Annotated in this window: 14 protein-coding genes and 3 pseudogenes; 2 read left to right on the top strand and 15 right to left on the bottom strand. The window is 62.2% G+C overall.

Translation table 11 applies throughout. From position 1 onward, the window contains the following. Window positions 1-84 precede the first annotated feature (84 nt). The 3 genes from CEK68_RS21410 to CEK68_RS21280 are packed head-to-tail and all read right to left on the bottom strand — an operon-like array spanning window position 85 to window position 854. Window positions 85-210 carry a hypothetical protein gene (locus tag CEK68_RS21410; RefSeq protein WP_255424780.1) on the bottom strand — a complete coding sequence of 42 codons (126 nt, stop codon included), beginning with the start codon at window positions 208-210 and terminating at the stop codon, window positions 85-87. Window positions 211-222: 12 nt separating this feature from the next. Further along, window positions 223-663, bottom strand: coding sequence for an alpha-L-fucosidase (locus CEK68_RS21275; protein ID WP_226977885.1), 441 nt, complete (start codon window positions 661-663; stop codon window positions 223-225). Beyond that, window positions 630-854, bottom strand: a complete 225-nt coding sequence (locus tag CEK68_RS21280) for a hypothetical protein (protein ID WP_226977886.1) — start codon at window positions 852-854, stop codon at window positions 630-632. Before CEK68_RS21280 ends, CEK68_RS21275 begins: the two co-directional genes overlap by 34 nt. A 160-nt stretch (window positions 855-1,014) precedes the next feature. Here CEK68_RS21280 and CEK68_RS14065 point away from each other — a divergent pair, with 160 nt between their 5' ends. Continuing rightward, a complete protein-coding gene (locus tag CEK68_RS14065) occupies window positions 1,015-2,106 on the top strand; it encodes a sialidase family protein (RefSeq protein WP_152239739.1) in 1,092 nt (363 codons plus the stop codon). Between the two features lie 76 nt (window positions 2,107-2,182). Here the strand turns inward: CEK68_RS14065 and CEK68_RS14070 are convergent, their stop codons facing one another. The 12 genes and pseudogenes from CEK68_RS14070 to CEK68_RS14125 form a co-directional block, all read right to left on the bottom strand. Beyond that, the gene (locus CEK68_RS14070; RefSeq protein ID WP_152239751.1) at window positions 2,183-2,953 is read right to left on the bottom strand and encodes a copper homeostasis protein CutC; all 771 of its coding nucleotides are present in this window, start codon (window positions 2,951-2,953) and stop codon (window positions 2,183-2,185) included. A gap of 14 nt (window positions 2,954-2,967) precedes the next feature. Next, window positions 2,968-4,032: a N(4)-(beta-N-acetylglucosaminyl)-L-asparaginase gene (locus CEK68_RS14075; RefSeq protein WP_152239740.1), complete on the bottom strand. Its 1,065-nt coding sequence runs from the start codon at window positions 4,030-4,032 to the stop codon at window positions 2,968-2,970. Window positions 4,033-4,244: 212 nt separating this feature from the next. Continuing rightward, the gene (locus CEK68_RS14080; RefSeq protein ID WP_152239741.1) at window positions 4,245-4,712 is read right to left on the bottom strand and encodes a hypothetical protein; all 468 of its coding nucleotides are present in this window, start codon (window positions 4,710-4,712) and stop codon (window positions 4,245-4,247) included. Between the two features lie 12 nt (window positions 4,713-4,724). Beyond that, window positions 4,725-5,099: a hypothetical protein gene (locus CEK68_RS14085; RefSeq protein WP_152239742.1), complete on the bottom strand. Its 375-nt coding sequence runs from the start codon at window positions 5,097-5,099 to the stop codon at window positions 4,725-4,727. Between the two features lie 704 nt (window positions 5,100-5,803). Next, window positions 5,804-6,235, bottom strand: a complete 432-nt coding sequence (locus tag CEK68_RS14090) for a hypothetical protein (RefSeq protein WP_152239743.1) — start codon at window positions 6,233-6,235, stop codon at window positions 5,804-5,806. Window positions 6,236-6,678: 443 nt separating this feature from the next. Then, a pseudogene (locus tag CEK68_RS14095) lies at window positions 6,679-7,095 on the bottom strand (RHS repeat-associated core domain-containing protein); the annotation flags it as partial. A 910-nt stretch (window positions 7,096-8,005) separates the two neighbouring features. After that, a pseudogene (locus tag CEK68_RS14100) lies at window positions 8,006-9,046 on the bottom strand (RHS repeat-associated core domain-containing protein); the annotation flags it as partial. 16 nt (window positions 9,047-9,062) lie between these two features. Further along, the gene (locus CEK68_RS14105) at window positions 9,063-9,482 is read right to left on the bottom strand and encodes a hypothetical protein (RefSeq protein WP_152239744.1); all 420 of its coding nucleotides are present in this window, start codon (window positions 9,480-9,482) and stop codon (window positions 9,063-9,065) included. Next, complete coding sequence (locus tag CEK68_RS14110; RefSeq protein ID WP_152239745.1) at window positions 9,430-13,488, bottom strand: RHS repeat-associated core domain-containing protein; 4,059 nt, start codon at window positions 13,486-13,488, stop codon at window positions 9,430-9,432. The genes CEK68_RS14105 and CEK68_RS14110 overlap by 53 nt, the downstream gene beginning before the upstream one ends. A gap of 674 nt (window positions 13,489-14,162) precedes the next feature. Next, window positions 14,163-14,651, bottom strand: a complete 489-nt coding sequence (locus CEK68_RS14115) for a chemotaxis protein CheW (RefSeq protein ID WP_152239746.1) — start codon at window positions 14,649-14,651, stop codon at window positions 14,163-14,165. Window positions 14,652-14,724: 73 nt separating this feature from the next. Continuing rightward, complete coding sequence (locus CEK68_RS14120) at window positions 14,725-16,098, bottom strand: chemotaxis protein CheB (protein ID WP_152239747.1); 1,374 nt, start codon at window positions 16,096-16,098, stop codon at window positions 14,725-14,727. Then, a pseudogene (locus CEK68_RS14125) lies at window positions 16,085-18,469 on the bottom strand (response regulator); the annotation flags it as partial. The pseudogene CEK68_RS14125 and the gene CEK68_RS14120, both read right to left, overlap by 14 nt. A 30-nt stretch (window positions 18,470-18,499) precedes the next feature. Between CEK68_RS14125 and CEK68_RS14130 the strand changes: the two are divergent. Continuing rightward, a partial coding sequence (locus CEK68_RS14130; protein ID WP_152239748.1) for a hypothetical protein occupies window positions 18,500-19,254 on the top strand: 755 nt, incomplete at its 3' end.

The raw sequence follows: 19,254 nt of genomic DNA on the forward strand, positions 1-19,254 counted from the left end.
GCCAAGACGCAGCGCACAACTCCAACGAAAAAGCCGCACCCGGAATCGCCTGGCACGGCTTCGGTTGCATGCCGCAGGCAGGGATCAGCGCGCAGCGACAGCGCCCACGTTGAACAACTGGAACTCGCGGATATGTGCGGCGTCGACGCTGGACAGGATGTTCAGGCGCACGCGCGAGGCGGTGACCGCGGGGAAGTGATCGATCTTCATGTGGCCGATCGCCTATGCCTGCGCCACCTTGACCCAGGCGCCGTCGCGGAACACTTCCACCGCGTACTTCTGCACCAGTTGGCCGTCGTTGAGCCATTCCATCGAGAGCGCGGTGTCGAAGGTCACCGGCTGCTTGAACTGCAGTTCCAGGGTGGCGTGGTGCGAGCCGTCCGGCGCGCTCCGGAAAGTATCGCCGTCGCCGTCCACCGCCGCGGCGATGCTGTCGTCGCTCTTGAGCCGGCCGCGCACCAGGTTGCGATCGGCGCCGTAGCGCGCCTGCAGCGCCTGGCCCATTTCCTCCAGCCGCTTGACGTCGGCTTCGGGCGGCAGGCCACGCTTGTCCGGGGCGATGCCCAGCACCAGTTGCCCGCCGCGGCCGACGCTGTCTTCCCAGATCTGCACCAGCTCGTCGACGCTCTTCAGCGTCTGGCGCTGTTCGGGTGCCAGAACCACTGCAGCCTGCGCAGCGGCGTGTCCACCTCGATCGAGCGCCAGCGCAGGTCGCCGTGGCGATCGATGTTGTTCCAGTTCTCGCCCTCGATCACACCGGCCGCGTTGCCGACCCAGCGCACGTCGCCGTACTCGAACAGCGCGGCGCCGGCGAAGTTCTCGGCAAGCAGCGGCGGCGTGGCCAGCACGGTCAAGCCGAATGCGGCCAGCCGGCGGAGCGGAGAGAGCGGACGGTCCGGCCTGGCGGATCCTCGCAATCGTCGGTCGGGCAGGCGGCACTCCCGGTGGTGTCAGCATATGGTATTTATTTGATGATAAATAGGTATTCCCGTTTGCGGGCCAGGACCGTACCACATGATGTCGCCTTCGCTGTTTCCCCTGCTGTCGCTGTTCGCGGTGCGGGCCATCGCCGGCCCGGCCGCCGTCGCCCCGCCGCCGGTGCCGCCCTCGCCCATCGTCTACAGCGAATTCGTCAACGCACAGGCGCCGACCGCGCAGTGCCACGCCTCGACCCTGGTGGAAACCCGCGACGGCCTGCTCGCGGCCTGGTTCGGCGGCCGCCACGAGGGCGCCGACGACGTCGCCATCTGGGTGGCGCGTCGCGATGCACACGGCTGGCAACCGGCGCAGCGCGTCGCCGACGGCGCGCAGGCGCAGGGCGCACCGCTGCCGACCTGGAATCCGGTGCTGTTCCAGCCTGCGCAAGGGCCGCTGCGGCTGTTCTACAAGGTGGGTCCGGACCCGAAGCGCTGGTGGGGCATGCAGACCACGTCCAGCGACGCCGGCCACCACTGGTCCACACCCGAGCGCCTGCCCGACGGCATCCTCGGCCCGATCAAGAACAAGCCGGTGCAGCTGCCGGGCGGCCGCATCCTCAGCCCCAGCAGCAGCGAAGACGCCGGCTGGGTGGCGCACATGGAATGGTCCGACGACAACGGCGCGCACTGGACCCGCGGCCCGGCGATGAACGACCCGGCCAGGATCGGTGCGATCCAGCCCAGCGTGCTGCTGCACCAGGACGGCCGCCTGCAGGCGGTGGGACGCAGCCAGCAGAACCACGTGTTCAGCACCTGGTCGCGCGACCAGGGCCGCACCTGGGAACCGATGACCCTGCTCGACCTGGCCAATCCCAATTCCGGCACCGACGCCGTGGTGCTGGCCGACGGCCGCTCGCTGCTGGTCTACAACCCGACCGAGGCCGGCAAGGACTGGTGGGACGGCCGCGGCGTGCTCGCCGTCGCCCTATCCGACGACGGCCTGCACTGGACCCGCGTGCTGACCCTGGAAGACAGCCCCAAGGACGAGTTCTCCTACCCCGCGGTGATCCAGACACGCGACGGCCAGGTGCACATCAGCTACACCTGGAAGCGCACGCGCATCAAGCATGTGGTGCTGGATCCGAAGCGGCTGGGAGTTGGGTCAACGGCGCCTGCCGGCGGCAGGTGAATCTTGCCCGGGACCCGGGGCGCGGGACCGGGGACCCGGGAAAGCAAGAGCAAAGCGCTGCCGTAGCAGAGACAGATCAGGCTGCGGGATGCGGCGTTCCGGGTCCCGGGTCCCCGGTCCCCGGTCCCGGCTCCTCCAACAACGCCACCATCCGCCGCACCCGCGCCACATCGGTCTGCATGCGATCGCCGCCCAGGCTGCGCACATGCGGATGCGGCGACGTCGCCCGCGACGCCAGCGGTCCACGCGCCGAGCCATGGAACTCGCGCGCGCCGGTGCGCGCACGCAACTGCGCCAGGTTGGCTTCGGTGACGCCGGACCCCGGCATCACGCTCAGGCGCGCACCGGCCTGCTGCACCAGCTCGGCGATCAGGTCGGCACCCTCTTCCGCGGTCTCGCGCGCACCGGAGGTCAGCACGCGCTCGCAGCCCAGCGCGATCACATCCTCCAGCGCACGCCGCGGATCGGCACTGACATCGAAGGCACGATGGAAGGTGACGCCGAGCGGCCCGGCCGCGGCGATCAGCTCTCGCATCGTCGCCGTGTCCACCTCGCCGTCCATGGTCAGCGCGCCGAGCACCACGCCGTCACATCCCAGGCGCACGCACTGCTCCACGTCGCGCCGCATCGCCTCCACTTCCGCCGCGTCGAACACGAAATCGCCGACCCGCGGACGGATCAGCACGTACAGCGGGATGCGCAATCGATCGCGCACCGCCGCCAGCGTGCCGAACGACGGCGTCAGCCCGCCGCCATCCAGGCCGCCGCACAACTCCACCCGCATCGCCCCGCCCTCCTGCGCGGCCAGCGCCGAGCCGATCGCATCGGCGGCCACTTCCAAGCCCATCGGCACGCTCCCGCTCATGCCGCCGGCGCCGCGAAATGACTCTGCCCAGGCAGCAGCAGATCCTGCCGCTGCGCATCGCAGACCGCATAACTGAAACCGGGCTGGATCGCGAACGCACCGACCTCGCCGCGCTTGTTCATCGCCAGGAACCCCACCTGCAGATCGCGGGTGAGTTGCGGCTTGCGCCGCACGATCCGCATGACCACCTCACGGCAGGCCTCGGCCGGGCTCTTGCCCTGCCGCATCATCTCCACCACCGCGAAACTGCCGACGTTGCGGATCACTTCCTCGCCGACGCCGGTGGAGGTCGCCCCGCCCACCTCGTTGTCCACGTACAGCCCCGCCCCGATGATCGGGCTGTCGCCGACCCGGCCGTGCATCTTCCAGGCCATGCCGCTGGTGGTGCAGGCACCGGACAGATTGCCGTGCGCATCCAGCGCCAGCATGCCGATGGTGTCGTGATTGTCCTTGCCGCCGGGCAGCGCGCCGCGGCGATAGGCACGGTTCTCGATATTGGCCTCGGGCGCGTAGTGCGACGTCTTCAGCCACTCCTTCCACGCCTGTTCCGACTCAGGCGTGAGCAGCTTGGTGCGCTCGAACCCCTGCGCCAGCGCGAACTGCAGCGCGCCATCGCCGACCAGCATCACATGCGGCGTCTTCTCCATCACCCGCCGCGCCACCGAGATCGCATGCACGATGTCCTCCAGCGCCGCGACCGACCCGCAGCCGCCGGTGTGATCCATGATGCAGGCATCCAGCGTGACCCGCCCATCGCGGTCGGGATACCCGCCCAGCCCCACCGTGTGATTGTCCGGATCCGCCTCCGGCACCCGCACCCCGGCCTCCACCGCATCCAGCGCCGCGCCACCGCGCGACAGCATCTGCCAAGCAGCTTGGTTCGCGGCGACACCGAAGTCCCATGTGGAGATCACCCTTGCCGCGCCCTTTGGCAGGGGGCCGACGCCGGCCTTGGCTTGCGCCTTGGCCACGGCGGCGCGTGCGCCAGGAAGCACACCGCCCAACCCGGCGGCCAGGGCGCCGAAGGCGGCGGTTTTCAGGAAGTGGCGGCGTTGCGGCATGGGAGGCTCCAGCGTTGGGAAGAAGCGCGGGACGGTGCGCGCTTAGCCTTACATCATGCGGCAGAGCTGGATGGGATTAAACGGTCTGCTCGGCGTTACAGAGTTGGCTTGGCCGCTTGCTCCGCCAGGATTGCATCGAAGCATGTCTGAGCGTTATCAAGCTCATCGCGCACTTAGAAGAGTGTCAACGCTAGAGGTCAATCATCCAGCCACTACAACCTAGTTCGCACTTTGCATAAAACTTCAAGCCCCCCACTAGAAACCGGCTCAATATAATAGAATTTTTTTCCATCATGCGCCTTCAGCAGACCGAGCCCCTCTCCGCTACATCTATAATAATAACTATTCGCCCCCAGAGTATACTTTGCAGGCGAGGGCACCAAAGAAAAAGCTTCTTCAGCAGATGAAAAATACGAATGGTCGAGTGTAGAAAAACCCTTGAGGAAGTTGTCACTAGGCGCAGAAAAGATAACTGCAACCCCGCCAGCATCAACACTATGCCGTTCATAGATATCGGTAGCATCCTGCGGCAAAAAATCCGGAACCCATCCTTTTGCGATAGCATTATTCGCCACCGCATCAGCATGAAACGCATAGAATTTTGAAGAATTATTCACACATCCTGAAACATAAATAATTAACGAGAAAAATAAAATAGAGACCCTGGCAGCGCGCACCATATACTGTGCGCCTCAGGAGTCATTGAAGGCTTGATATTCAACAGCCGCATTACGGACATCATTCCATGCAGCGTGGCTAAAATCCGAAACCCCATCAACAGCTGCATCCGGAACACCTTCGGCCGCCATGACTATTTTTTTTATCGCCTCACGTTTTGACTTTGGAATTCCCTCCCATGCAATGAGTGGTTTACCGGATAGAAATTCCTGCTTAACTTCCCAAGCTGCACCCGGATGATCATCAAATATTTTGTGCAAATAGTCAACACCAAGACAGAAAGAAGATACAACCTCATCAAAGTACAAGAGGCATTGCAACAATGACTCTTCAACAGACATCCACGAATCAGTCTGCAGATCTTGCTGCATTTCGAATTCATCTTTCATTATTTTCATTTCACCTAAGACTTCCGTCGCTGCCTAAATCCTGCAACAGCACTTGCAACTCCCGCCAAAAACAGGGCTGAGGAAGCCCAATAGCTAGAAATTGCAAGCATCACAATGGACAAGAAAAAAAATTCCTGCCAACGCAAAATGAACGAAAGGCTTAAACATTTAAATTATCTCCATTTCATTGAAGCGTCTGAATTCCACCCAAGCCACACATCATTACACTGCCAACCTGCCAAGCAGCTAGTCCGCCACCAGCATACGTGGCAACACCAGTCACCGCGCGCGGGGTACCCAGTTGATCCGGTTGCACGTAGCGCAGCGTGGTCTTGGCCAGCACGCCGACTCAGCACGCGGGAGCTTACGGCGCCGCCGCAGTGACGGGGATCAAGTGCGTGTCGCGCATGCCGAATCCTGGAACGCGGTTTGAGCTTTCGGTTCTTTCGCCCGCATGAGTTTGCGCGCAGAGGAAAGATGCAGCAGTGCCAACGATAGGAAGCAGATGGCGGTCGCATCGATTTGAACGCAAACCATGATGAATGCCAACAAACAGTGCATAACCGCCAGCGTGCGGTGCGTAGACGGTCGCATGAGGGGTTCGCACGTCTGCACACTCGCGGCCGCTTTATGCCAAGGTATCGCTGCTGGCGCTTGCAGTGTTCTTAGCTGGCTAGTCTTGCAGTGAAGTCCGACACAACGGTCTATATTTTGATTGGTCTTTCGGTTCTAAATTTATTGGTCACCAGTGTTGCAGCTATGCCCAAAAGCCAGCCACACAGCAACAGAGAAATAAACATGTGAAATAAGACGTGATTTATCCATCCAAATCTGGACGCAGTAGCAAAAAGCATCTCGTAGCCGGAGGACTCCACTACTGCCACAACCAGGGAAATAAAACTGGCCAAATACCCAAGAGCCGCTCCACCCACAAAAGCTGCAAATTTACCTTTTAATTTTTCGATGCAAATCGGTAGAATCAGACTAAACAACGCAAAACTCACCATGTAGGTTGTTTGCATTGAATTATCCCGAATGAATGGTCGAAATGGCCCAAGGAATGCAAGTTTTAGTGTAATGAAATTAAAAACTGATAAAAAAATGCCCACCAAAATCAATTTGATATTTTTATTCACTTTGATTCTCCAGCCGGACAGGCATCAGCAGACTGCGCTTTTCTTGCATTTTCCACCATATCAGCCAATTTTCCAGGAAAATAAGTATGACTGATGGCACCGCAATAGCCATCCAAAACAGAAGACACCGAACTCGCGCAGTTCAAGCCGCGCGGGTCCCCGATCTCCTCTGCATCAAGCTTGAATTTGCTTTCAACTTCTTTAGAAGTATCTAGTTTTATAATTCTCACCTGGCTACCTGTACCTTGCTGGTAGCTGATATAGGATTTCAGGTCTGCTCCGTTTTCCTTGCCCTCAAAGAGGCCACCACTACCTCGCTGCATGTTCATGTAGCTGCCGGAGGGGTCATATAAAAAGGGATCTGCGCCGTTCTTTGCATCTATGAAAAGCGCAGCGTGAGAGCCTATGCCCCAATCATAAGTAATAATGATGTAGGTCGATAGCCCTGAGGCATCTGCCCTCAAGAGCGGATTGGAAAGAGAATACTGATAAGACGATATCCCTCCTTTCAACCCAATCGGATCACTCTGCACATACCGCCCCGTACCGGCCTCGTAGTCACGGAAGTAGTTCTGATTGAGCCCACTCAACGCATCGTAGCGCTGCCCAGGAAAGCGCATATCGAACACGAACGCCGTCCCGTCCTTGTCCGGATCCTGGTCCGGGGCGGTGGTGCCGAAGGCTTCGCCCTTCAGGTCCCAGCGCCAGATCGCCACGTCGCGAACCGGGTCGATGACGGCACGAGGCGTGCCCAAGTTGTCCGGCTGCACGTAGCGCAGTGTGGTCTTGGCCAGCACGCCGACCGGCAGATCGTCCAGCCAGATCGCCTGCTGCACGATCGCACCATTGGCGTCGTAATCCAATCAGTCGCATTCGGTCACGCCACTGGATCGACAACTTTTTCGTAGCTTTGTTAATAACACCACTACACGCCGCGCCGACGCGCGCGGCCGTCGTTCGCCCCAGGGATTACCAGACCGTTTGGCACGCCGCATGGATGTTGACCGTATGTCTATACTCAATCGCTGCGGCATAGCTATTTTGAACCAGAACCCACCCTGATCGGCCGCATTACTCAGTCAGTGGCTTATTCAAAGTCCCGCTAAAGAACTTCCACCTTGTTCTTCTTCGCATCCCATGAAATCAGCTTCATAACCCCGGGCGGCCAGGGTTGCGAAGGCGGAAAATTCGGCGGTAAAGCATACCAAGTTACATGGACATCGCACACGGTTCTGTTAACCAACTGGAATCCACCCATCCTTTCCTCCTTGAGTTTCTCCTTAACTACAGCCGGCAAATCATGATCCACACCAGGAAAAGTTTGGCAAACCTCTCCTGCAGAGGCCGCTGAAATTATTGATACCAAAAAAACTAGAATCCATAGTCTTCGCATTTTCTAGACTCCCGGCGCTTGATTGCATCAAGAAGGTTGCGCTTTGCACTCGCGTCCAGCGGCGTAATTTTACCAATTTTAGAAATGCAATCGATGGTAATAGCATCCGCCCTGCATTCCGTTTCATGAAACTCACGAGCGTAGGCATCACTGTCCGCCCTATAACTTTGGGGCCACGGAGCTGCACCAAGAGGGCGACCCAAACATGCTCCTGGATGAACAGCCTCTAAGAACCTTATATGTTCATTCTCGTGCTTCTGAGTGCATTCACGATCACAACCATTGTTACAGTTACTTACCATAAAGCCCCCCTTGCCATCGCAAGTAGTTAGCCCTAGCTGACCGGCACAAGTTTTGGTGTCCCAGACAACTTCGAGCCCAAATGGATCATAGAGACGAGTGGGCGTACCCAAGGAGTAAAGGTAGGAAGAAGCACCTCCTCTCAACCCAATCGGATCGCTCTGCACATACCGCCCAGTGCCCGGCTCGTAGTCACGGAAGTAATTCTGATTGAGCCCACTCAGCGCGTCATAGCGCTGCCCCGGGAAGCGCATGTCGAACACGAAGGCGGTTCCGTCCTTGTCCGGGTCCTGGTCCGGCGCGGTGGTGCCGAAGGCTTCGCCCTTCAGATCCCAGCGCCAGATCGCCACGTCGCGGACCGGATCGATCACCGCGCGCGGCGTGCCCAGGTGATCCGGCTGCACGTAGCGCAGTGTGGTCTTGGCCAGCACGCCGACCGGCAAGTCGTCCAGCCAGATCGCCTGCTGCACGACCACACCATTGGCGTCGTAGTCGCCCAGCCAGTGGCCGCTCTCGTCGTACAGCGTGTAGACGTTGGTCTTGCCCACCCGCCGCACCTGCTCGCCACGGCCGTTGTAGGCATAGTTCGCGACGGTGGTGCCGCTGCGCTTGACCTGGGTCAGTCGGCCATTTGCTCCATATACGTACTGCACGGCGGTGCCACCGATCGCGGTGGTGTCGCCGGCCGCGTCGTAGCTGCGTGCGGTACCGGCCACGCTGCTCAGGCGGTGGCTGTTGGTCGGATAGCTGTAGGTCTGCGTGGTGGTGTTGACTTTGGCGCTAAGACGGTTGCCGGTGGCATCGTAGGTGTAGCCGTCGATCACCGTATCGGTCGGGCCGTCCTTGATCGCGGTCAGCCGGCCCAGCGGGTCGTAATCCAGTTTGATGACCGGCGCGGTGTTGCCGGGTGCGGTCAGCGCGCTGAGGTTGCCGACTGGGTCGAAGGCAAAGCCCACCGCCAGGCCATCGCTGCGGGTGTCGTTGACCGCCAACGGGCGATAGTCCTGGTCCAGCACGCGCTGCATCGGACGGCCGTTGCCGTAGGTCCATACCGCCACGCCATCCGGATAGGTAAGCCGGCTCAGTTGGCTTGCCCTGGTATAGGTGTAGCTCAGCACGAACACCTTCTTTTCGTTACTCCAATGGTGCCCGGCCCTGAATATCCTCAATTCGGTAGGTGCACTTATTTACTGAATATTTAACTCCCGCACCCTTTATTGTCCCTTTGGAATAATTATATGGCAAAAATTTGATTGAATATACACCATGATCCAAAACTGCCGTTATTTGATAATTATCTATTTGCCTTAAAAATTCTGTCAGCGGCTTATTTGAAGGCTGCTTAGGCACCTTAGACAAAAACGCGAAAAAGTCTTGATAGGACTGATCGATAGCTCGCAGTATTCCGCCCTCTTGGCATTTTGGCGCATACCTACTAACATCTTCCCTCGCCACAGCTGGCATGATCAGCATCACAGAGATGCCGACAGCGGAAATTAATCTATTTGCCATTTTCGCAACCATATTTATCCCCAAGTGATGGATAAGCGACATTCCTTACATTTCCAGTAACCGGGTTGAATCGCTTTATTACACCAGTAGGCGTGCCGAGATATGAAAAATAAGGGTTCCCGAATGATGCTGCAATCTGTGCATCTGCGATGGCAGAGTCGTAATCTCCTGGCTCACTAAAAAGCTCCGGATTTACTGATCGCCCGTCGAAATATTTATAATAATTACCATGCGTATGGTAGTCACCCACAAAATCTTTTTGCATAGGCTGCAAGGTTACTTGAAATTTATTATTGTCCGTGATTGGAGCTGTGTATGTGTATCCGCCACCAGGCAAAATCTTTAGCCTCCCGCCATATTCAAATCCTGATCTGCGAGTAAGAGTATTGGCATCACTAATAGCGGCTGCAGCCGCACCATCAATTGTTTTATAGCGATCACCAGGCGCTAGCCCAAATAGATCAATGCTACCTACGGGGTTTCCGCCAACATAGGCGAACGTGCTAACTCCCCCAGCCAGTCCGATCCGATCACTCTGCACATACCGCCCCGTACCCGGCTCATAGTCGCGGAAGTAGTTCTGGTTGAGTCCACTCAGCGCGTCGTAGCGCTGACCTGGGAAGCGCATATCGAACACGAAGGCGGTGCCGTCCTTGTCCGGGTTCTGGTCCGGCGCGGTGGTGCCGAAGGCTTCGCCCTTCAGGTCCCAGCGCCAGATCGCCACGTCACGCACCGGGTCGATCACCGCGCGCGGCGTGCCCAGGTGGTCGGGCTGCACGTAGCGCAATGTGGTCTTGGCCAGCACGCCTACCGGCAAGTCATCCAGCCAGATCGCCTGCTGCACGACCGCGCCGTTGTTGTCGTAGTCGCCCAGCCAGTGGCCGCTCTCGTCGTACAGCGTGTAGACATTGGTCTTGCCCACACGCCGCACCTGCTCGCCACGGCCGTTGTAGGCATAGTTCGCCACGGTGGTGCCGCTGCGCTTGACCTGTGTCAGCCGGCCATTGGCGCCATACACGTACTGCACGGCCGTGCCACCGACCGCGGTGGTGTTGCCGGCTGCGTCATAGCCGCGTGCGGTACCGGCCACACTGCTGAGGCGATGGCTGGTGGTCGGATAGCTGTAGGTCTGGGTAGTGGTGTTGACCTTGGCGCTGAGGCGGTTGCCGGTGGCGTCGTAGGTATAGCCGTCGATCACCGTATCGGTCGGGCCGTCCTTGAACGCGGTCAACCGGCCCAACGGGTCGTAGTCCAGTTTGATGACCGGTGCGGTGTTGCCTGGTGCGGTCAGTGCGCTGAGGTTGCCGACCGGGTCGAAGGCAAAGCCCACCGCCAGGCCATCGTTGCGGGTGTCGTTGACCGCCAGCGGGCGATAGTCCTGGTCCAGCACGCGCTGCATCGGACGGCCGTTGCCGTAGGCCCACCCGGCGACCGGGCCGAACGGATAGTAGGTGGCCTGGTTCAGCAGCACTTGACGGGAGCCGCCGGGTGGGGTCACGCCGACCTCGGTGGTCTGGCCCTGGGCGTTGCGCACGTAGTCCACCACCGCCCCATCCGGGTAGGTCAGGCGGCTCAGCTGCCCGGCCTTGGTGTAGGCGTAGCGGACCACGAACACCTTGCCGTTGGTGGTCTGCACCTTGCGCACCAGATCGCCGAAGCGGTCGTAGCAGTAGTCGGTGCTGCCGCTGCCGTCCTGCATCCGGGTCAGGCGGCCCACGCCATAGGTCTCGCCGCTGGCGCAGGTCGTCTGACTGACGTCGTAGGTATAGCTGACGTTGAGGCTGGTGGTCGGATAGGTGACCTGGGTCAGCCGGTTCAGCGCGTCGTAGCCGTAGCTGGTCTTGATGTTGCGCGCATCGGTCTGCGTCGCGCGGTTGCCGGCGCTGTCGTAGGTGTAGGTGGTGCTGCCGGTGTCCGGGCTGGTGAGCTTGGTCAGGTCGCCCAGGCCGTTGTAGGCGTAGGTGGTGTCCAGGCCCTTGGGGTCGGTGACCTTGGTCAGGTTGTCCAGTGCGTCGTAGCCGAACTTGGTTTCGGCGGCGATGCCGCCCACGTCCTGCAGCGTGCGCGCCAGGCGGTTGAGCGGGTCGTAATCGTTCTGGGTCACGTGACCGAGCGCGTCGGTGACGGTCTTGGTGTTGCCGTTGGGGTCGTAACCGAAGTCGGTCGGATCGCCCTGCGCAGTGGCCTGCGTGGCCAGTTGGCCGAGCTGGTTGTACACACGCGAGAGCGTGCGCTTGAGCGTGCCCGAGGCGTCTTTGGTTTCTTCCTTGAGGCGGTTGCCGGCATTGTCCAGGGTGTAGTGGATGGTATTGCCTGCGTTGTCGGCGATATCGGTCAGCCTGTGCGCCGCGTCGTAGGTGAAGCGGGTGAACGCGCCATCGGGCTGCGTCACCTGCTTGACCAGGCCGGTCGGCCAGTAGTCGATCGCGGTGATGCGGTCATCGCTCTCGCTGCTGTCGTCGGCTCCGCGCACCTTGCTGGCGGTCAGCCAGCCGCGCGGGTGATAGGTGTAGTCGGTGACCACGCCGTTGGCGTCCTTCGCCGACAGCACGCGGCCGGCGCCGTCGTAGGCCAGGTACTCGGTAACCTGGCCCAGCGCATTGGTCAGCTTCCACAGGTCGCCCTTGCGGTGCGGGCAGGTGGTCGGGGAGGTGGCGCAGGTGCTGTCGTCGGTGGGGTAGTAGGTGTACATCACCTTGTCGGTGACATCACTGCGCGGACCATCCACCGACGTCACCAGGCCAAGCAACGGGCAACGGCCAGCATCGATGTCGGCCTGCTCGCAGTACGTCGTGGTCGAGGTCCGGGTCGTACCAGTGGCAGGATCGGTACGCGAAGCCGTGAGCGCCTGGCCGCGCGTGTTGTAGGTCCAGTTCCACCGCGACACCAGCACATTCGCCGCGTTATAGATAACGCGTTGCGAGGGAACGGGAAGGCGCTCATGCCAACTAGTTGTAATCGTTTGCTTGCGCCCGTTGGGATCATTGATGCCGAGGGTGCGACTCGTTTCCAGCCCTCGTTCATTATTGACGTACTCGCTTTCCCAGCCCAAGAAATCGACAGACTTCTGCATCAATCCATATTGATCATATTCGACGCTAGCAAAACAAGATCGACAAACACCACCAGCGACAGATGCAGTTGAAATTCTCCTGCCAGATTTAACCACGGAATAGCTATAGCTCGCTACAGACATAAGCGGCGATGTAATTTTCGCTCCGAGGCCATCGCCATCGTATTGAATTGAGTAAGCATCAACCCCGCCAACAAAAGATGTTGCGACAGCTTTGCCGCTTTCATCATAGTCAAAACTAGACAGCCGACTTTCCGAACCTGGGTACCCCTCAGATATACCCGTCATAGAACTGAGCTTCCACTTTGAATCGGAAGCCGCGGCAGAAATATGACCTTCCTCGCCGTAGTGATAAAGTCGCTCGAATTCGTCCACAAAACTTACGGCCGTCAGGTTTCCGTATGCATTATGCCCATATGAAATAACCGATCCATCAGGAAAAATCACGCTCGATAGAAAGCGAGCGGAATCACTTCCGCCTTGATAAAAAAACCTAATTTCACGACCTCGCTGATCTCTAACTCGATCCAGCGAACCATCATCCGCATATAGGAGGTCAACCCGATTTTCCGCCATATCTGAAATCAGCAGAAGCCTACCGCTTGCATCGTATCTCTCAGAAATACCGCCTCTTCTATCCAGCACCCACCCGTCGGCAGACTGTGAGAGAACCAGCCCAGCCTCCACATTTGACAGCCAGAGCCCATCACTTAACGAGAACCTGACAATACGACCGGTACTTTCTATCAAATTAACTGCCGTTGGATCCACCAAGCCATTTTCCAAACGCGTACCATCTGAGACTTCAATGTACGACTCGTAAGAGTGGCGCCAATGAACACCAAGGGCGCCAGAAGGCGCGCCGACATAACTATTGTAATATCTTGAAAAATTAAGGATGCCGCTACTTGCACGGTAATCATTTTCAACCTGATACTTATTGCCAATCGACGGATCTATTGGATCCCCGACCATGGGTGAAGATGCGCAACAAGGCGCGCCCAAATTACTGGTCAAATCCTCCCCAGCCCTTCTACATACGGCTTTTCCCGCGGCATTTTCGGAAACAGCATACCCATCCGGACAAACAGGATGGCCATACTGATTCCAAACCATATCCACCCCATTATCCCCAATAGCACTGCACACAACCTCCAGAAGACCGCTCCCATTCAACTGCGGAGGCATACCATTTCTAGCTGTCGCAACAGGAGTCTGAGCGGGACATCCATCATTGGTCCACGCAGAGGCCGGAATCTTAGGAGCACTTACGCCAGTAAAACGTGCGAGACCAGAGTAGCCATTATCTATCTGATACTGACACGCCTGCGCGGGCGACGGAAAGCAAGTGTGCCCCCAGTAGGTTGGCTCCAGGTTTGACCAACCATAGCCCATGATTGGAACGTCCTCGGCATGCGCGTGAGGCACAAAGAAGGCAAGAGTTAACAGCGAGATGGAAAGAAGAAATTCACATGCCTGCGCGCGGGCCGCATGTACGAAACACACAAATCGCGCCAAAAAAAAGGCCGCCATAGATCCCGCCCTTTAAATTCACCAAGTTTTTGGGATTACCGATAAATCCTTTGACATAAAATCTCGATTCTCGCTCATTCTCTATTTAACGAAACATAAAGCATCACCAGCGACGCTCAACATCTCAATTCAGTCGACGCCGCAAACCGCTCCACCACCATCCCCTCGATCGCCTCCAGATCCGGCAGCAACGCGCTCTGCTCGCCCAGCAGCACGCGCATGTGCACGCCGGGCGGGAGGGTTTCTTCGGAGGCGTCGGCGAGCAGGCCGTCGCGGGGGACGGAGATCAGTTGCGGGAAGGATTGGGTGAGCAGGGCGACGTACGGCAGGTCGGGATTGCCGCCCAGGGCCTTGAGCACGACGATCTTGTTGTTGGCGGCCACGATCTCGGCGCCCAGGCCGGTCAGGCGGGCGAAGGAGACCAGTGGCACTTTCCAGCCGTACCAGGCGATCTGGCCGAGCAGCCAGTGCGGGGCGTCGGGCAGCGGTTCGACCGGCACGCGCGACATCACTTCGGCGATGGTGGCGTTGGGCAGCAGCACGCGCTCGCTGCCGGCCAGGATGAGGACACCACGGATTTCGTCGTTGCTGGCGTAGCTGCTCATGGAGTGACTTCGTCCTGAAAGCGGAAAAAACGCGCGATGCGGGCGCAGCGATGAATGGCGTGTGCCGCCTCGCTCAGCCGCTCCACCGTGCGGTCAAGGCCTGGGCCAGTTGCGCCGGATCGCCGCCGGGATGGCCCTGCAGGATCAGGTGCGCGCCGGCGGCGGGGTCGTAGCAGCCGTCGCCGGATTGCCCGGCCACCCAGGCGCCCTGCGCGGCCAGCGCCAGCACCGCATCCACCTGCTGCGTATCGCTGCCGCTGAGCAGCAGCACCGCGCTGTGCGCGGCCGGCAGGCCGGCGACCACGGAGGCGCCGGCGTCCTGGGCGACGAAGCGCAACCCGGCCGTGCCGTGCACGCCGACGTCGTCGGGCAGGATGTAGACGTTGCCAGGGGCGACCGGCTCGCCGGCCTCGGCCAGCAGCACCGGCAGCGCGGACACGCGGGCGATCTGCTTGACCAGGTTGCCGTAGCGGCCGCCATCCAGGCGCAACTGCACCAGCAGCGGCAGCGGGAAGTTCTCCGGCAGTGCGGCGAGCAGGCGACGGATCGCGTCGGGGCCGCCGATGCCGGCCATCACCAGCACCGCGCCGCGTGCGATCTCGGCACGGGGGGCGCCGGCGCCGGTGCCGACACTGGTGACGGTGTCGGTGCCGCTCGTGGAGGCCGGCTCTTCGGAGTCCAGCGCGACCAGCGACAAGCCTTCGGTGGAGAATTGCACGCTGCGCTGCGGTTCGCGCGGCTGCGGCGCGCTCAACGGCGCATCGTCATCGACCAGCGACCAGGCGCTGGCCGGCAGTGCCGCCGGTGCGGGTGCGGGTGCGGCCTGTTTGGCATCGACGTGCGGCGCAGCCGGCTGCACAGACGCTTCGCTGGCAGCGGCTTCGGCGCGTGCGAATTGCAGGTCCTCGAAACCGGGCGCGACGTCCGCCGGCGGCTGCCAGGCATACATGCCGTCTTCCGGCGCGGCCTCAGCAAAGCCGGCAGCTTCGTCGACATGCAGGCCGATCGGCGCGTCCTCGTGCAGCTGCGCCGGCGTCGCCGGCAGGCCCGGCTCCGGCTGCAGGCCGGTCTCGGTCTCGCGGCCGGGCGGCAGCACGTCCTGATGGCCTTGCAGCTTGGCCGCCAGATGCCGCGCCCAGCGCTGCGCTTCCCAACCCTCGCGGCGCGCGGCCAGCTCGGCCTCGTCGAAGATCACGGTGACGCCGGGCAGCGCCAGCGCCGCATCCAGCCGCTCCAGTGCGTCCTCGATCGCCGGCTCCAGCGCTATCAGCACAGCCGCCGGCGCAGCGTCAGACAGGGTCTGCGCGTCGATCGCGCCCGGGTCGTCCTCCAGCACGATCGCCGCGCCGACCAGGTGCAGCGCTTCGCGCAGGCGCTCGCGCGCCTTGCCGGGACGAGCCAGCAATGCGACCGGCGTGGAGGTGGCGTCGCCGTCATTCGCGAACACGGGCGATCCCCAGCAGGTCGTAGACGTTGCGCATCAGATCCAACTCTTGGTAAGGCTTGCCGAGATAGCGCTGCACGCCCAGTTCGAAGGCGCGCTGGCGGTGCTTCTCACCGCTGCGCGAGGTGATCATCACGATCGGCACGGCGGCGTAACGCGGATCGGCGCGCATCGCCGTCGCCAGTTCGTAGCCGTCCATGCGCGGCATCTCGATGTCCAGCAGCATCAGGTCGGGCACGCGCTCTTCCAGGCGTTCCAGCGCCTCGACGCCGTCGCGCGCGGACACCACGTCGAAGTTGTGGCGTTCCAGCACGCGTCCGGTGACCTTGCGCATGGTCAGCGAGTCGTCGACCACCATCACCAGCGGCACGCGGCGCTGTTCGGTCGGCGTAGCCTCCACCACCGGCCGCAACGGCTGCGCCAGGAAGCGGCGCACCAGCGGGGCGATGTCGAGGATCACCACCACGCGGCCGTCGCCGGTGATGGTGGCGCCGTAGATGCCAGGCACCGAGGCGATCTGCAGGCCGACCGGCTTGACCACGATTTCGCGGTTGCCGAGCACCTGGTCGATCGCCACCGCCGCACGCAGGTCGCCCGCGCGCACCAGCAGCAACGGCACCTGCGCCTGGCCTTCCGCCCGTGCCGGCGCCTGCCCGACCAGCGAGCCGAGGTCGTGCAGCGCGTATTCCTCGCCGCTGTAACGGTAGCCGCCGGTGCCGGCCTCGAAGCGCTCGCGGCCGATGCGGCCAATGCCGCTGACCGACGCCACCGGCACCGCGAAGGTGGTCTCGCCGATCTGCACGAACACCGCCTGGGTCACCGCCAGGGTCTGCGGCAGGCGCAGGGTGAAGGTGACGCCCTGGCCGCGCACCGAGTGAATGTCCACCGAGCCGCCGAGCTGGCGCACTTCGTTGCGCACCACGTCCATGCCCACCCCGCGGCCGGCCAGCTGGCTGACCTGGTCGTAGGTGCTGAACCCGGGCGCGAAGATCAGCGCATCCAGTTCGTCGTCGGACAGCACCGCGTCGGCGGCGATCAGCCCGCGCTGCTCGGCGCGGCGGCGGATCGCCTCGCGGTCGAGTCCGGCGCCGTCGTCGGCCACTTCCAGCACGATTTCCGATCCCTCGCGGCGCAGGCGGATGGCGATGTTGCCCTCCTCCGCCTTGCCCGCGGCACGCCGTTGCTCCGGCGCCTCCAGGCCGTGCGCGACCGAGTTGCGCAGCATGTGTTCCAGCGGCGCGACCATGCGGTCGAGCACATTGCGGTCGAGTTCGCCGTGGGTGCCTTCCAGGCTCAGGTGCACCTGCTTGCCGGTTTCGCTGGCGGCCTGGCGCACCACGCGCCGCAGCCGCGGCACCAGGCCGTCGAACGGCACCATGCGCGCACGCATCAGCCCGTCCTGCAATTCCGAACTGACGCGCGACTGCTGCTGCAGCAGACCGTCGTACTGCCGCGCCAGGTCGTCGAGCACACCCTGCAGGCCGCCCAGGTCGGCCGCGGACTCGTTGAGCGCGCGGCTGAGCTGTTGCAGCGTGGAGAAGCGGTCCAGTTCCAGCGGATCGAAGCTCTGCTCGGTCTGGTCCTGTTCGCGCTGGTAGCGGGCGACGATCTGCGCCTCGGTTTCCAGATCCAGGCGCCGCAGCTGGTCGCGCAGACGCGCGTTGGTGCGGTCCAGTTCGGCCATCGCGCCGCGGAACGCACCCAGCTGCTGCTCCAGCCGCGAGCGGTAGATCGCCACTTCGCCAGCGTGGTTGACCAGGCGATCGAGCAGGTCGGCACGCACGCGTACCTGTTCCTGCATCGGCCGCGCGATCGTCGCCTCTTCGTCGGGCGTGCCCTCCACCGGCAGCGGTGCCGACAACGGCGCCGACACGGCGGCCAGTGCCGCGGCAGCCAGCGCGCCGTCGGCCGCCGCGAGCGGCGCCGCGACGGTAGTCTCGGCATCGCTGGCGGCGGCGAGCCGTTGCCCGTGCGTGCGCGCGTCGAACGCGCCGATCAGGTCCTGCGGCATCGCCACCGCGCGGTGGTTGCCGGTCAGGGTCAACAACTGGTGCAGGCGATCGAAGCCGCGCTCCAGCAACTGCACGTCCTGGCGGTCGAGCTCGGTGCGATGGGCGGCGACCGCCTCCAGCAAGGACTCGATGCCATGGCCGAGGTCGCCGATGGCGTTGATGCCGGCCATGCGCGCGCCGCCCTTCAGCGTATGCAGGTCGCGCTGCAGGCCGCCGAGCACGTCGCGGTCCTGCGGCGCGGCACGCAGCTCGGCGATCAGGCGATCGCAGTGGTCGAGCAGGTCCTTGCCTTCGTCGACGAAGATATCGACCAGCTCGCGATCGAGGTCGGCGAAGTCCAGCGGCCCCAGATCGACGGCCGACAGATCGGTTCGCGCGGCATCGGCCGCGGCATGCGCGGCGTCGACGTCGGGCTGCACGGGCACGGCTGCCGCCGGCGCGTGTTGATCGGCTTCTTGGTGCGTTTCGTCGACCGATGCGGTCGCATCCATCTCGGTCGCCGCGGTCGTGTCGTCCTGAACGGCGTCGCCCTGCGCGTCGGGCGCTGCGTCGAGCCCCGCATGATGCGCGTCCGTCGTCTCGTCGGCATCGGACGACGACGCGTGCGCGGCATCGTCCGCTTCGGCGGCGACATCCTGCAGCGCGCTCTCGCCTGCACCGCTGGTCGGCTCGACGTGTTCTGCGTCGGTGTCGGCGTGCTCGCCGTCCGTGTCGGCGGCGGGTGGGTTCGCACCGCCCTCGCCCGTCCCCGCGTGCAGAGGCGAAGCGGCGTCCAGGGTCACGTCGCCGTGCTCGGCGGCGGCCTCGGTATCGTCGTTGGCCGAGGCCACGCCGTCGTGGCGCCAGCTGCTCGACGGCGCCAACGGGTGCTGGCGCAGGCCGATCGCAGGGGCGTCCTCGTTGAGCTGTTGCTCGTGCGCTTCAGCAGTGTCATCGGCGCGCGCGGCGCCGCCGACGCGCCCGCGCCCGCCGATGACACTGCTGAAGCGCACGAGCAACAGCTCAACGAGGACGCCCCTGCGATCGGCCTGCGCCAGCACCCGTTGGCGCCGTCGAGCAGCTGGCGCCACGACGGCGTGGCCTCGGCCAACGACGATACCGAGGCCGCCGCCGAGCACGGCGACGTGACCCTGGACCACGCTGCACA

The organism is Xanthomonas sp. LMG 12461 (assembly GCF_009192935.1).
Taxonomy (GTDB): domain Bacteria; phylum Pseudomonadota; class Gammaproteobacteria; order Xanthomonadales; family Xanthomonadaceae; genus Xanthomonas_A; species Xanthomonas_A sontii.